General features: G+C 72.6%; 15 protein-coding genes. 5 read left to right on the top strand and 10 right to left on the bottom strand.

Features of this window, described 5'->3' with window-relative positions; translation table 11 throughout:
* Positions 1–113: 113 nt before the first annotated feature.
* The 5 genes from ACWCPY_RS41950 to sigE form a co-directional block, all read right to left on the bottom strand.
* The gene (locus ACWCPY_RS41950; RefSeq protein WP_451274277.1) at positions 114–773 is read right to left on the bottom strand and encodes a hypothetical protein; all 660 of its coding nucleotides are present in this window, start codon (positions 771–773) and stop codon (positions 114–116) included.
* A gap of 120 nt (positions 774–893) precedes the next feature.
* Positions 894–1,379 (bottom strand): sec-independent translocase, encoded by a 486-nt coding sequence (locus tag ACWCPY_RS41955; RefSeq protein WP_451274279.1) that lies wholly within the window; start codon positions 1,377–1,379, stop codon positions 894–896.
* Between the two features lie 98 nt (positions 1,380–1,477).
* Positions 1,478–3,157, bottom strand: coding sequence for a S1C family serine protease (locus ACWCPY_RS41960; protein WP_451274281.1), 1,680 nt, complete (start codon positions 3,155–3,157; stop codon positions 1,478–1,480).
* 110 nt (positions 3,158–3,267) lie between these two features.
* Entirely contained in the window at positions 3,268–4,299 is a 1,032-nt protein-coding gene (locus ACWCPY_RS41965) for a zf-HC2 domain-containing protein (RefSeq protein WP_451274283.1), read from the bottom strand.
* Positions 4,296–5,057, bottom strand: a complete 762-nt coding sequence (gene sigE, locus ACWCPY_RS41970; protein ID WP_451274285.1) for an RNA polymerase sigma factor SigE — start codon at positions 5,055–5,057, stop codon at positions 4,296–4,298. Before sigE ends, ACWCPY_RS41965 begins: the two co-directional genes overlap by 4 nt.
* Before the next feature lie 182 nt (positions 5,058–5,239).
* Between sigE and ACWCPY_RS41975 the strand changes: the two genes are divergently transcribed.
* Complete coding sequence (locus ACWCPY_RS41975; protein ID WP_383765012.1) at positions 5,240–5,905, top strand: O-methyltransferase; 666 nt, start codon at positions 5,240–5,242, stop codon at positions 5,903–5,905.
* Between the two features lie 135 nt (positions 5,906–6,040).
* Here the strand turns inward: ACWCPY_RS41975 and ACWCPY_RS41980 are convergent, their stop codons facing one another.
* Entirely contained in the window at positions 6,041–6,208 is a 168-nt protein-coding gene (locus tag ACWCPY_RS41980) for a DUF3117 domain-containing protein (protein WP_003966491.1), read from the bottom strand.
* Positions 6,209–6,521: 313 nt separating this feature from the next.
* Between ACWCPY_RS41980 and chcB the strand changes: the two genes are divergently transcribed.
* The gene (chcB, locus tag ACWCPY_RS41985) at positions 6,522–7,334 is read left to right on the top strand and encodes a 2-cyclohexenylcarbonyl CoA isomerase (RefSeq protein WP_451274288.1); all 813 of its coding nucleotides are present in this window, start codon (positions 6,522–6,524) and stop codon (positions 7,332–7,334) included.
* Positions 7,335–7,426: 92 nt separating this feature from the next.
* On the opposite strand, the gene ACWCPY_RS41990 is transcribed toward chcB, so the two are convergent.
* Positions 7,427–8,014, bottom strand: a complete 588-nt coding sequence (locus ACWCPY_RS41990) for a DNA-3-methyladenine glycosylase I (RefSeq protein ID WP_451274290.1) — start codon at positions 8,012–8,014, stop codon at positions 7,427–7,429.
* Complete coding sequence (locus tag ACWCPY_RS41995) at positions 8,011–8,460, bottom strand: DivIVA domain-containing protein (RefSeq protein WP_451274292.1); 450 nt, start codon at positions 8,458–8,460, stop codon at positions 8,011–8,013. Before ACWCPY_RS41995 ends, ACWCPY_RS41990 begins: the two co-directional genes overlap by 4 nt.
* A 136-nt stretch (positions 8,461–8,596) precedes the next feature.
* Here ACWCPY_RS41995 and folP point away from each other — a divergent pair, with 136 nt between their 5' ends.
* Complete coding sequence (gene folP, locus ACWCPY_RS42000) at positions 8,597–9,457, top strand: dihydropteroate synthase (protein WP_451274299.1); 861 nt, start codon at positions 8,597–8,599, stop codon at positions 9,455–9,457.
* A gap of 48 nt (positions 9,458–9,505) precedes the next feature.
* On the opposite strand, the gene ACWCPY_RS42005 is transcribed toward folP, so the two are convergent.
* Positions 9,506–10,255: an LOG family protein gene (locus tag ACWCPY_RS42005; RefSeq protein ID WP_388582797.1), complete on the bottom strand. Its 750-nt coding sequence runs from the start codon at positions 10,253–10,255 to the stop codon at positions 9,506–9,508.
* Positions 10,256–10,365: 110 nt separating this feature from the next.
* A complete protein-coding gene (gene dapE / locus ACWCPY_RS42010) occupies positions 10,366–11,445 on the bottom strand; it encodes a succinyl-diaminopimelate desuccinylase (protein ID WP_403768526.1) in 1,080 nt (359 codons plus the stop codon).
* Positions 11,446–11,506: 61 nt separating this feature from the next.
* Between dapE and ACWCPY_RS42015 the strand changes: the two genes are divergently transcribed.
* Both ACWCPY_RS42015 and ACWCPY_RS42020 read left to right on the top strand, forming a co-directional pair.
* The gene (locus ACWCPY_RS42015; protein WP_451274295.1) at positions 11,507–12,454 is read left to right on the top strand and encodes a hypothetical protein; all 948 of its coding nucleotides are present in this window, start codon (positions 11,507–11,509) and stop codon (positions 12,452–12,454) included.
* 288 nt (positions 12,455–12,742) lie between these two features.
* Entirely contained in the window at positions 12,743–13,156 is a 414-nt protein-coding gene (locus ACWCPY_RS42020; protein WP_451274297.1) for an ATP-binding protein, read from the top strand.
* Positions 13,157–13,289: the final 133 nt, after the last annotated feature.

Genomic DNA, 13,289 nt, shown 5'->3' on the forward strand with positions numbered 1-13,289 from the left:
GCCGGCGGGACGCCAGGGCGGGAGCCAGCCACCCAGCCATAATCTTATATTTAGCGTCTGTGGCCCGGGCCCGGGGGCCGGTCACCGCTCCGTGTTCGGTGTCCGTCCGCGTGCTACGCGTACGTCGTGATGTCGTCGATCACCGAGAACCCCAGCCCGTACGCGCTCATCCCCCGCCCGTACGCCCCGATGTGCACCCCGCCGCGCGCCGATCCCGCCAGTACCCAGCCGAATTCGGACTCGCGGTAGTGGAACGGCACCGGGACCCCGTCCACCGGCAGCGACAGCACCGACCACGCGGGGCCTTCCAGGTCGTCGGCGAGCTCGAACGCCGTCTCCGTCTGCTGGTCCAGCCAGTCGTCGCGCAGCGCGTGGTCCATCTGCGGGGGCCATGTGCAGGCGAGCAGGCCGGACCCGGCCAGCCAGGCCGCGGAGGACACCGTGGTCGCGTCCAGCACCCCCGTGCCGTCACCGCTGCGCCGCACCGGGCTGCTGGCCATCGACACGACGACGGCGAACCGTTGCTTCTCGGCGCCCCCTTCGGCCCGGACCGACGGTTCGTCACCGTGTCCGATGGAACCGTGCTGCACCGTGCCGTCCGCCGCGGTGCCCACCTGCATCAGCCGGCGCGGCCCGGTGAAGGCCTCGTCCAGTCCGTACCAGGGAAACGTGGCTGCCAGATAGCCGTCGACCATACGCCGGGCCGCCGGCACCCCCTCTGCGGTGACTGTGCCCGGCGCGTCTTCCGCGCCCACCCGACTTGTCGTCTCCATCTGCCCGGCCGCCTCCTCGATCCTTTGGGTCCGGAGCGGCCCGCCCCCCAACGGGCGTACTCACAACCGGACAGATGGAGAATAGCCATACCGTCCGGGCGAGCCGGGATTGGCGGGGGGTCAGGTGGCGTCGGCGTCGAACGGCGGCCGGTCGTCCTTGCCCGGCTGGTCACGCTTCTTGAGCAGGTCCGGAGCACCGGCGGAACCATTGGCGGCGGTGATCGCCGAGGCACCCGACACGCCGCTCCTGGAGTCCGCGGACTCCAGGTCCTTGCTCTCCCGGCCGTTCACCGCGTCGGTTACCTCGGCCAGGTCCTTGCGGAGGTCGAAGCTCTCGCGGATCTCCTTCAGCCCCAGATCGTCACTGCCGTCCATGAGCTGCTTGCGGACGAACGTCTTGGGGTTGAGGTCCTCGAACTCGAAGTCCTTGAACTCCGGGCCGAGCTCCGTACGGATGTCCTCCTTGGCGCTCTCGGAGAACTCACGGATCTTGCGGATGAAGCGCGAGGCGTCCTGGATAACCTTCGGCAGCTTGTCCGGGCCGAAGATCAGCACGCCCAGAACCGCGAGCGTCACCAGCTCGAGTGCGCCTATGTCATTGAACACCCTGTTGCTCCTCGTGTTCTCCGAGACCATGTCGGTCGAGGTCCGGACCCGCCCACGGTACCCGTCGGAACTGTCCGCGCGGTAGCGTCACGTGGCTGTCACGTGCCGCTTGCCGAGCCGAGCGTCAAAGAGATGGACAGGTCTTTACCACCGCGCGTCAACGTGAGGTCCAGACGGTCTCCCGGGCGGTGCGCCCGGATCTTCACGATCAGCTCCTCGCCGCTGTGCACCCGTCGGCCGTCGACCTCGGTGATGACGTCACCGGGCCTGATCCCGGCCTTGGCCCCGGGCCCGCCCGGCGTCACCGCGGACTTGCCCGCCGCGCCCTTCGAGCCGACCCTGGCGCCGTCACCGGCGTACTTCATGTCGAGTGTGACGCCGATCACCGGGTGGGTGGCCTTCCCGGTGTTGATCAGCTCCTCCGCGACCCGCTTGCCCTGGTTGATCGGGATGGCGAAGCCGAGGCCGATGGAGCCCGCCTGGCCGCCCTCCTCGGCCGAGCCGCTGTCGGCGGCGCGGATGGCGCTGTTGATGCCTATGACATGGGCGTCGGTGTCGACGAGCGGACCGCCGGAGTTGCCCGGGTTGATCGGCGCGTCGGTCTGCAGCGCGTCGACGTAGCTGATGTCGCTGCCGTCGCCCTTCTCGCCGCCCGCGGTGATCGGCCGGTCCTTGGCACTGATGATGCCGGAGGTCACGGTGTTGGAGAGGTCGAAGGGGGCGCCGATGGCCACCACGGGATCGCCGACCTGCACATTGTCGGAGTTGCCCAGCGGCAGCGGCTTGAGGCCGGAGACTCCGGTGACCTTGACCACGGCCAGGTCGTAGCCGCTGTCCTTGCCGACGACCTCGCCGCGCGCGGTCTCCCCGCCGCTGAACGTCACGGTGATCTCGCCGCCCCGGCCCGCCGGGGCGACGACGTGGTTGTTGGTGAGGATGTGACCGGAGCCGTCGAGGACGAAGCCGGTGCCGGTGCCGGACTCGGTGGCGCCGCTGACGTGGAGAGTGACCACGCTGGGCAGGGCGCTGGCGGCGATACCGGCGACGCTGTCGGGGGCCCGGCCGCCGCTGCTGCGGCCGGCCTGCGGGAGCTCGACCCGGGTGAGGCCGCCGTTGCGCTCGATGTAGGCCCCGATGCCGCCACCGATTCCGCCCGCCACCAGCGCGAGCAGCACGGCGCCGACGAGGAGGGAGCCGCGCCGGCTCTTCTTGCGGCCGGTGTCGGCCCCGAGCGGCGGGCCCGGGTTGGTGAGCGGCTGCCTGGGCGCGCCCCAGGGGTCGTACTGGAGCCACTGCGCCGACGCCGCCTGGGGCTGCGGCTGGGGCTGCTGGAGCGGGGGCTGCTGCTGGGGCACGTGGGGCGGCGGGGTGGGGGTGGGCGGTGCGGGGATGCCCGCGCCGTTCGTCCCCGCGTACTGCGGGGGTACGGGGGTGCCGTGCGCCGGGGTCGGGACCGGCCGCTGTACGGGCGGTGCGGGTGCCCAGGGGCCGGGTCCGCCATAGGGCGGGGTGCTGTACTGGTCGGGCTCGTGCAGCGGCGTCACCGGTGGCGCGGCCGGTGCTGCGGGCGGTGCCTCGGCGGGCACGGCGGCCGACGGTACGGGGGCCGGGGACCGGGGCGGCACGTCGGCCGGGGGTGTCCTGGGCTCCGTCGGGTCGGTCGCCGGCGCCGTGTCCTCGGCGGGGGACGGCTCGTCCGGCACCGTGCGGGTGGTACTTCCCGCCGTGGGCCGGCTCCACCACTTCGCCTTCGGCCCGGTGGACTTCCCGTCTTCCATGCTCTCCCCGCTACTGCCGCGACTGGCCTCTGCACGCCCCGGCCGGGGCGTCCCTCCCGGAACTGCTCCCGGAATTCAACCAGGTTTGCGAATACTTGCGCAGGCCCCGGTCAGTGCCGGGACGAAAGCGGCAGACCGCGATCGGTGGGTGTGGGAACGGCCGAGGTCGAGGACTGTGCCCAGGGCGGTGGCGACGACTGCGTCCCGGTCGGCGGTACGGAGGGCGTCGGCGACTGCGCGGCGAGCCGCCCGAACACCTCGGCGAAGAGCGGGGTGGTGCCGGTCGGGCGTATCAGAGGCGGCGCGGACACATTGGTCAGGAGATGAGCGGCGAAGGGGTTTCCCGCGAGGCTCGCGGTGGCGACCACCGCGGGGGTGGCGGAGGGCGCCGCCGGTGCGACGCTCGGCACGGCCGACGGGGCCGTGGCGGTCGAGCGGTCGCCCGTCCCCCTGGCCGCGAGCGTGCCGTGGCTGCCGCCGCCGCGACGGCTGACCGAGCCACCGCTCTCCCCGCGCGAGGGCGCGTCGAGCGGGGTCACCGCGTTTCCGGCACCCGAGGCCCGGGCCGCGGAGCCGGTGCCCGCGCCCGTCGGCAGGGCACCGCCGAGGGCGATGGCCGCCAGCGAGACGGCACTCGCCGCCGCGAAGGCGAATCTCCGGCCGCGCCAGGGCGAGCGCTCTCCCTCGCGGCCCACCTCGTGGATCCGGAAGGCGGAACGGGAGGAGCCCCCCGGCAGCACGGCCGTCGAGCCGTGCGGGGTCGGGAGGAAGCCGAAGCCGCCGAGCGGGCGGTCCCCGGGCGACTCCGGGCGGCTGCCGGACGGCTGGATCACGGGGAAGAGCCCGTCGCCGAAGCGCCCGGAGCCGCCGAATGGTCTGTCCTGCCTGTCGTCGTCACCTCCCGGCCCCCCGGGAAGGCCCTGCAGCCGGGCGAGGAACCCCTCCGACGGCGACGGTGGGGCCGACACGCCGAGGACACTCTTCAGGCGCCGCTGCGCCGCGGCCTCGGCCTTGCACTTGGCGCAGGTCGCGAGGTGGGCGAGGACCCGCTCGCGGGCGTCGTGTTTCAGCTCGCCGTCGACAAGCGCGGCGAGGCGGTCCCCCAGGTGTTGTTCCGCGGGGGTCGGACCTGTGCCGCTCACGCCGTTCCGCCCTCCCCTGCCAGGACCGCGCCCGCCAGCGAGCGCTGCTCGGCACGGGCCTCGGGCGAACGGTGCCGCAGTGCCTTGCGCAGATGCGAGCGACCGCGGTGGATACGGCTGCGCACGGTGCCGAGCTTCACGCCGAGCGTCGCGGCGATCTCCTCGTACGAGAGGCCCTCGATGTCGCAGAGCACGACGGCGGCACGGAACTCGGGCGCGAGGGTGTCCAGCGCCTGCTGCACGTCCGCGTCGAAGTGGGTGTCGTTGAAGACCTGCTGCGGGGACGGCTCACGGCTCGGCAGCCGCTCGGCGGCGTCGTCGCCCAGGGAGTCGAAGCGGATGCGCTGCTTACGGCGGACCATGTCCAGGAACAGGTTGGTCGTGATGCGGTGCAGCCAGCCCTCGAAAGTGCCCGGCGTGTAGGTCGACAGCGACCGGAACACCCGGACGAAGACCTCCTGCGTGAGGTCCTCGGCGTCGTGCTGGTTGCCCGTCAGCCGGTAGGCGAGACGGTAGACCCGGCCGCTGTGCGTGCTGACGATCTCTTCCCATGAAGGTGGCGTCCACGCCTGGGATTCCGCATCTGAGGCGAAAGTCGCGGTCGGTGCGGAGTGGTTGGAAGAACGGTCAGCAATGTTGGTCACGGATTTCGGCTCACCCGCCGACCTGAGAAAGCGCCGCAGCACTCCTCCCCGATCCACAGGCGCAGCCGCACCTCCCCTATCGGCTCTGGTGGTGTCCAGTGGAGCCCCTACCATAGCCACCTCGCCCGTTAGCTCCGGATAAGCCTTTTTCCTGCTGGGGCCGGGGATCGCCCCGGGAACCGCCGGCCCGTGGCTCCCGGACCCGATCCGCGGGCCGATTCCACAGGCTCTCCCCTGCCCCTTCATAACGCCCGGTCCCATCTGCGGGTTCCCGGGCGCAGCGGATACAGTCACCGTTGCGCCAACTACGGGGACAGGAGAGGGTCATTACCGCCAACCGGCAGACGAGCTGGGCGTTCGCCGACGCCTTTGTCGCCGAGGACGAAGCACTGCACTGGGCCCGTGACCGGGCCCGGGAGGCGGGGCTCCGCTCGGTGTCGCCAGGTACCGGCGCCGCGCTGCGCCTGCTCGCTGCCACGACGGACGCCAAAGCGGTGGCCGAAATCGGCACCGGGACGGGCGTGTCCGGGCTCTATCTGCTGCACGGCATGCGGCCCGACGGGGTACTGACCACCGTCGACCCGGAGCCCGAGCGCCAGCAGTTCGCCCGCGAGGCCTTCCGGGCCGCGGGGTACGCCGCCAACCGGGCCCGCTTCATTCCCGGCCGCGCCCTGGACGTACTGCCCCGGCTCGCGGACGGCGGATACGACCTGGTGTTCTGCGACGGCGACCGGCTGGAGAGCCTGGACTGTCTCGCTGAATCGTTGCGCCTGCTGCGCCCCGGCGGGCTGGTCTGCTTCGAGGGCGTCTTCGCGGACGGCCGTACCGTCGACTCCGCGGCGCAGCCCGCGGAGGTGCTGCGGCTGCGGGAGCTGCTGCGCGCGGTGCGCGAGAGCCAGGAGCTGATGTCGACGCTGCTGCCGGTGGGCGACGGGCTGCTCTGCGCGGTGCGCCGGGGCTGAGGCCCGTCGCCACGGGGCCGGGAATTCTCCCGGGCCCGGGCGGACCGGCCCGGCCCGGCGCGCATGGTCGTGAACGCATCACTGCCCCGGCACGGACAACGCGCCGGGGCAGTGATGAAGTGTGGGCGCCTCTGCTCAGCCGACGACCTTCTTGAGGGCATCGCCGAGTGCATCGGCCTCGTCCGGCGTCAGCTCCACGACAAGCCGACCGCCGCCTTCGAGCGGAACGCGCATGACGATGCCCCGCCCCTCCTTTGTCACCTCGAGCGGGCCGTCGCCCGTCCGCGGCTTCATGGCCGCCATGCTCGTTCCCCTTCCTGAAACCAGCTCATCGCAACCGGCGGCCCCATGACAGGCGCTGTGTCACCGGCATCGAACACATTGCTTCCAGGCCATTATCCCGCATCACAGACCCCGATGACCAACATCGGTCGGCATCGCTTGCGCAACGCGCTCTCTCAAAACCACCCAATTAGGCAATCGGCCTGCGATACTCCGCCGCCCGCACCCCCGCTTCGGGGCCCAATTGTTAGACGCAGGTCACATGTCGGCTCCCGCCCGAGTCGGCCATGCTTGCCTGGACAGGCATTGCCCGAGGTGCGAAGGGGACAACGAAATGGCCGACCACATGGCGGACAGCGTGCTCCACGAAGTGAGCGACGGACTCGCGACGATCACGATCAACCGTCCCGACGCGATGAACGCCATGAACACCGCCACCAAGGTGGCGCTCCGTGACGCGCTGGAGTCCGCGGCGGCCGACCCCGCCGTACGCGCCGTTCTGCTCACCGCGACCGGGCGGGCGTTCTGCGTCGGCCAGGACCTGAAGGAGCACGTGGCCACGCTCGAAAGCACCCGCGAGTCGGGCAGCGGCAATGCGCTGAGCACGGTGCGGGAGCACTACAACCCGATCGTGCGGGCCATCGCCGGGATGCCCAAGCCGGTCGTCGCCGGGGTCAACGGGGTCGCCGCCGGTGCCGGTTTCGGCTTCGCGCTCGCCTGCGACTACCGGGTGGTCGCGGACACGGCCTCGTTCAACACCTCCTTCGCCGGTGTGGCCCTCACCGCCGACTCGGGCGTCTCCTGGACGCTGTCGCGCCTGATCGGGCAGAGCCGCGCCGCCGACCTGCTGCTCTTCCCGCGCTCGATCTCCGCGCAGGACGCCCATGAGCTGGGCATCGTGAACAAGCTGGTGCCCGCCGCCGACCTGGCCGCCGAGGCCGCCGCCGTGGCCCGCGCCCTGGCGTCCGGCCCCACGGTGGCGTACGCCGCGCTCAAGGAGTCCCTGGCGTACGGCGCCGCTCACACGCTGAGCGAGGCGCTGGAGAAGGAGGACGAGCTCCAGACCCGGGCGGGCGCGTCCGAGGACCACACGATCGCGGTGCAGGCGTTCCTGAACAAGGAGAAGCCGAAGTACCTCGGCCGGTAGCCGCCCGGACGCCTTCCCGCGGTACGGCCCCAGGGTCTTTCGTGCGGATCGGGCCGGGGCACGCGAGCCCGGCCCGATCCGGACGAGAGGTCCTATGCCCCGCCGCCACGCGCCACGCAGTCGGCCAGGTGGTCGTCGACCAGGCCGCACGCCTGCATCAGGGCGTAGGCCGTCGTGGGTCCGACGAAGCGCACGCCGCGCTTCTTGAGGTCCTTGGCCAGCGCCGTGGACTCCGGGGTGACCGCCGGGACGTCGCCGAGGGTGCGCGGGGCGGGGCGGGCGGCCGGGTCGGGGGCGTAGGACCAGATCAGGCCGTCCAGCTCGCCGGCGCCCCAGCCGGCCAGCACCTTGGCGTTGGCGAGGGTCGCCTCGATCTTCGCGCGGTTGCGGATGATGCCGGCGTCGGCGAGGAGGCGCTCCTTGTCGGCGTCGGTGAACTCGGCCACCGCGGGGATCTTGAACCCGGCGAAGGCGGAGCGGAAGCCCTCCCGTCGGCGCAGGATCGTCAGCCAGGACAGGCCCGACTGGAAGGCCTCCAGGCAGAGCCGTTCGAACAGGGCGTCGTCGCCGTGGACGGGCCGGCCCCATTCGGTGTCGTGGTACGTGAGGTAGTCCTCGGTGGACAGCCCCCAGGGACAGCGCAGTCCGCCGTCCGGGGCCGCTTCCGCGCCGCCGCTCATCGCCGGGGCTCCTCTCCGGGGTGCTCCGTGGGCCGCGGGTCCTGCTCCGGCGGCTCCCACGGCGCCTTCGGGTGGTCCTCGGGCTGCTCCCACGCCTGCTCCGGCCGCTCGGCCGGTCCCTCGATGAGGCCGGGTCCGCCGACCGCGGTCGCCTGCGCGCCGGCCAGCGCCGATTCCAGCTCCGCGATCCGCGCGTCCCGCTCGGCGAGCTCGGCGCCGAGCCGGTCGAGCGCCTCGTCGACATCCATCATCCGGTAGCCGCGCGCGGCCACCGGGAGCCGCAGCGCGTCGATGTCCGCGCGGCCGACCGGTCGCGTCGCGGGCAGCGGGTCGACCGGCTGCTCGGGCGCCACGTCCTGCAGGACGGCGCTCTTCCCCCCGCCGACCACCGCGAGCGTGACCGCGGCCACCACCACGACCATCGTCACCAGCAAGAACCAGAACACGCGCATCTCCCCGGGAGCGGAAACCTGTCCGGGTCCGATCGTGCCATGCGGCACCGACAGCCGGTGCCCACCGGGCTAGGGTCGCAGGCGACTCACGGGCGATCTACCAGAGGAGAGACGCGGGATGCGAAGCGGTGTGCTCAGGCTGGGGCGGCACGAATTCGGTGCGCACGAGCCGGTGATCATGGCGATCGTGAACCGTACCCCGGACTCCTTCTACGACCAGGGGGCGACCTTCCGGGACGAGCCGGCGCTCGCCCGGGTCGAGCAGGCGATCGCGGACGGTGCGGCGATCGTCGACATCGGCGGCGTGAAGGCGGGCCCCGGCGAGGAGGTGACCGCCGAGGAGGAGGCGCGTCGCACGGTCGGCTTCGTCGCGGAGGTGCGCCGCCGCCATCCGGACGTGGTGATCAGCGTCGACACCTGGCGTCACGACGTCGGCGAGGCGGTCTGCGAGGCCGGCGCGGATGTGCTGAACGACGCGTGGGGCGGCGTCGACCCGAAGCTCGCGGAGGTCGCCGCACGGCACGGCGCCGGTCTGGTGTGCACGCACGCGGGCGGCGCCGAGCCGCGCACCCGGCCGCACCGGATCGCGTACGAGGACGTGATGGCGGACATCCTGCGGGTGACGGTGGGGCTGGCCGAGCGCGCGGTCGCGCTCGGGGTGCGGCCCGACGGCATCATGATCGACCCCGGGCACGACTTCGGGAAGAACACCCGGCACTCCCTGGAGGCGACGCGCCGGCTCGGCGAGATGACGGAGACCGGCTGGCCGGTGCTCGTATCCCTGTCCAACAAGGACTTCGTCGGCGAGACGCTCGACCGGCCGGTGAAGGAGCGGGTGATCGGGACGCTGGCGACCACGGCCGTCTCCGCGTGGCTCGGGGCGCAGGTGTACCGGGTGCACGAGGTGGCGGAGACCCGGCAGGTGCTCGACATGGTGGCGTCCATCGCGGGGCACCGCGAGCCGGCCGTGGCGCGGCGCGGACTGGCGTGACCGGGGCGGGTGCGGGTCCCGCGGCGGGACCCGCACCCCGGACGGTTCCTACCGGCCGACCTCCTTCGTCACGAGGTCGACCGCCTCGTCCACGTCGTCCGTGACGTGGAACAGCAGCAGGTCGTGCTCGGACGCCTTGCCCTGCGCCACCACCGTGTCCCGCAGCCAGTCCACGAGACCGCTCCAGTACGCGGTGCCGAACAGCACGATCGGGAAGCGGGTGACCTTGCCCGTCTGGACGAGGGTGAGCGCCTCGAAGAGTTCGTCCAGGGTGCCGAGCCCGCCGGGCAGGACGACGAAGCCCTGCGCGTACTTCACGAACATCGTCTTGCGGACGAAGAAGTAGCGGAAGTTGACGCCGATGTCGACGTGCGGGTTGAGGCCGGACTCGAAGGGCAGCTCGATGCCGAGTCCGACCGAGACGCCCTTCGCCTCCCGCGCCCCCTTGTTCGCCGCCTCCATGGCCCCCGGCCCGCCTCCGGTGATCACCGCGAAGCCGGCCTCGACCAGGGCCTTGCCGATCCGTACGCCCGCCTCGTAGTCGGGTCCGCCGGCCGGGGTGCGGGCCGAACCGAAGACGCTGATCGCGCTCGGCAGCTCGGCCAGCGCGCCGAATCCCTCGACGAACTCCGACTGGATGCGCATCACCCGCCAGGGGTCGGTGTGCACCCACTCGGAGTCGCCCTCGGTGTCCAGCAACCGCTGATCGGTGGTGCCGGGCTGTACCTGTTCCCTGCGGCGCAGTACCGGTCCGAGCCGCTGCTCCTCCGGGACGCGTGCCCCCTCGGGGTTGCCCATGACCTGCTCCCTCCGACGACGATCGACGGCCGGTGGGTCCGGGGACCCATGGCCATCCGTGTCAGGTCAGGGTAGATCCATGGAGGTTACGGACAGGGGAATGCCGTGGGTCAGCCGGTGAGCCAGGAGCGGAGCCGTTCCTCGCAGTGGGTGATCCGCTCGACCACCACGTGCTCGTCGCGCTTGTGGGCGAACAGCGGGTCGCCCGGTCCGTAGTTCACCGCGGGGACGCCGAGGGAGCCGAAGCGGGAGACGTCCGTCCAGCCGAACTTGGGCCGGGCGGTGCCGCCCACCGCCGCCATGAACGCCTTGGCGGCCGGGTGGGAGAGGCCGGGCATGGCCGCGCCCGAGTGGTCGTCGACGACGAATTCGGCGACGCCGCAGTCCGCGAAGACCTCGTGGACGTGGGCCAGCGCCTCCTCGGCGGTCCGGTCGGGTGCGTACCGGAAATTGACCACGACGGTGCAGGCGTCCGGGATGACGTTGTTGGCGACGCCGCCCTCGATCCGTACCGCGTTCAGGCCCTCGCGGTATTCGAGGCCGTCGATGACCGGGCGGCGCGGTTCGTACGCGGCGAGGCGGGCCAGGATCGGGGCGGCGGCGTGGATCGCGTTGGACCCCATCCAGCCGCGCGCGGAGTGGGACCGCTCCCCCTCGGTACGGAGGAAGACCCGCAGGGTGCCCTGGCAGCCGCCCTCGACCTCGGCGTCGGAGCCCTCCAGCAGGACCGCGAAGTCGCCCGTCAGCCAGTCGGGGTGGGCGTCGGCGATGTGGCCGAGCCCGTTGAGGTGCGCGGCGACCTCTTCGTTGTCGTAGAAGACGAAGGTCAGGTCGCGGTTCGGCTCGGGCACGGTCGCGGCGATCCTCAGCTGGACGGCGACGCCCGACTTCATGTCGGAGCTGCCGCAGCCCCACAGCACCCCGTTCCCGTCGAGCCGGGACGGCACGTTGTCGGCGATCGGGACGGTGTCGATGTGCCCGGCGAGCACCACCCGCTCGGCGCGGCCCAGGTTCGTCCGGGCCACGACGTTGTTGCCGTGCCGGTCGACGGTCAGGTGCGGGAGGGTCCGCAGGGCCGCCTCGATCGCGTCCGCGAGGTCCTTCTCCTGACCGCTGACCGACGGGAAGTCGACGAGCCATGCGGTGAGTGCCGGACCGTCCAGAGTGAGGTCAAGTGTGGTTTCGGGCATGGAACCGACCCTAAGGGACAGGGCCCTCGGCCCCGGACGGGTACTCCAGTACGGTGGGCGCGTGCCCCGGACCGTCTCCCCCGCCCGCCGACACACCGGCCGCAGCCGCCTCCTGCGCATCGCTGTCGCCCTTGTCGTGCTCGCCGTACTCGGCGGTTACCTGACCGTTCAGTACATAACCGGCAACAAGATCATCGACGGGTGCGTCGTCGAATCGGCCGACGGTTCGGACGGCGAGGGCCGTACGTACCGGATGAGCCCGGAGCAGGCCGTCAACGCCGCGACGATCTCCGCGGTCGGCACCTCGCGCGGGATGCCGGAGCGGGCCGTGACGATCGCGCTGGCGACCGCGCTGCAGGAGTCCGGGCTGCGCAACATCGAGCACGGCGACCGGGATTCGCTGGGGCTGTTCCAGCAGCGCCCCTCGCAGGGCTGGGGCACCGAGAAGCAGATTCTGGACCCGGTCTACTCCGCCGGGGAGTTCTACCGGCATCTGGCCGAGGTCCCCGGCTACTCGCGGCTGCCGCTGACGGTCGCCGCGCAGCGGGTCCAGCGCAGCGGTTTCCCGCAGGCCTACGCGAAACACGAGCCGGACGCCGCCCTGCTGGCGGCGGCGCTGACCGGTCGTACGCCCGCCTCGCTGAACTGCGCGCCGCCGCGGGCGACGGCGGCGAGCCCCGACCCGGCGAAGGTGCGGGCGGAGCTGGTGCGCGCCTTCGGCAAGGACGTGCTGCCCGCGGTGACGGCGGCGCCGGGCGACGGCGGGCCGGCGGCCGGTGCGGCGGCGTCGGGCACGGTCTCGGTGCCGGTGCCCGCGGCCCGGGCGGCCGGGGACGACGGCGCGGCCCGGCGCGGCTGGGAGCTCGCGCACTGGGCGGTCGCGCAGTCCGAGGCGCTCCGGCTGGCGGAGGTCTCGTACGCGGGCCGGGTCTGGGAGGCCGGGTCGGGCTGGCGGACGGAGGGCAAGGATCCGGGCACCACCGACGTCCGCATCCGGCTCGCGCACTAGTTCACCCGATCGCCCGCAGGTGTCGTCCGGCCCGTTTCGAGCGCCCCCTCGCGCGCCCCTTTCCCGCCACCCCCTCCCGGCACCTCGATTCCCTTGCCGTCACAGCGAAGTGACGGTTCGTCAATCACCTTGGGAATGCCGCGTCTGCCCGGGTTCCTCCGTTGCAGATCATGTGACGCATTACCCACTCTTTACCTCGGCCCACCGCAACCTCCCCCGCCCTTTCGACGGTTGTCATTGCGTCCGATCAACGGACAGACCTATTCCTCGTCCCGTCGAAGGAGCATCATGTCCCTCCCCCTGACCCGCCGGATCGCCCGTGCCGCGCTGCTGATCGCCGCGGGTGCGGCCCCCGTGGTCGGTGCGGCCGGAGCCGCGGGTGCCGCCGAGCTCCCGCAGGCCCCGGAGCTCGGCGGCCTGACCAACGTCGACGGTGCCGGTCTCGGCAAGACGGTGGACAGCGCGTCCCAGCAGGGCACCAAGGCGGCGGGCGAGACCGGCGGCAAGATCGTCGGCACGACCCTCCCGGCCGCGGGCAAGACCGTCGGCAAGGCCGGTGCCGAGACCGCCCCCGCCGTGCAGAAGGCCGCGGGCGGCGCCGCCGGCAGCGCGGGCGAGGTCCTCGGCGACACCGCCGGCGCCGCGACCCGGGGCGGCCTGCCCACCCAGGACCTGCCCACCAAGGGCCTGCCGCTCGGCTGACCCGGCCCGGCCGCCGGCCGCCGGCACCACATACGCGCGGGGCCCCGGGAGTGCGCCCTCCCGGGGGCCCGCCCGGGTGCCGGGCGGCTGAGAAACGCAGAGCGGGCGGGAGGGGAACACAGTGGGGGGGGGC

Source organism: Streptomyces sp. NPDC002403, assembly GCF_053593015.1.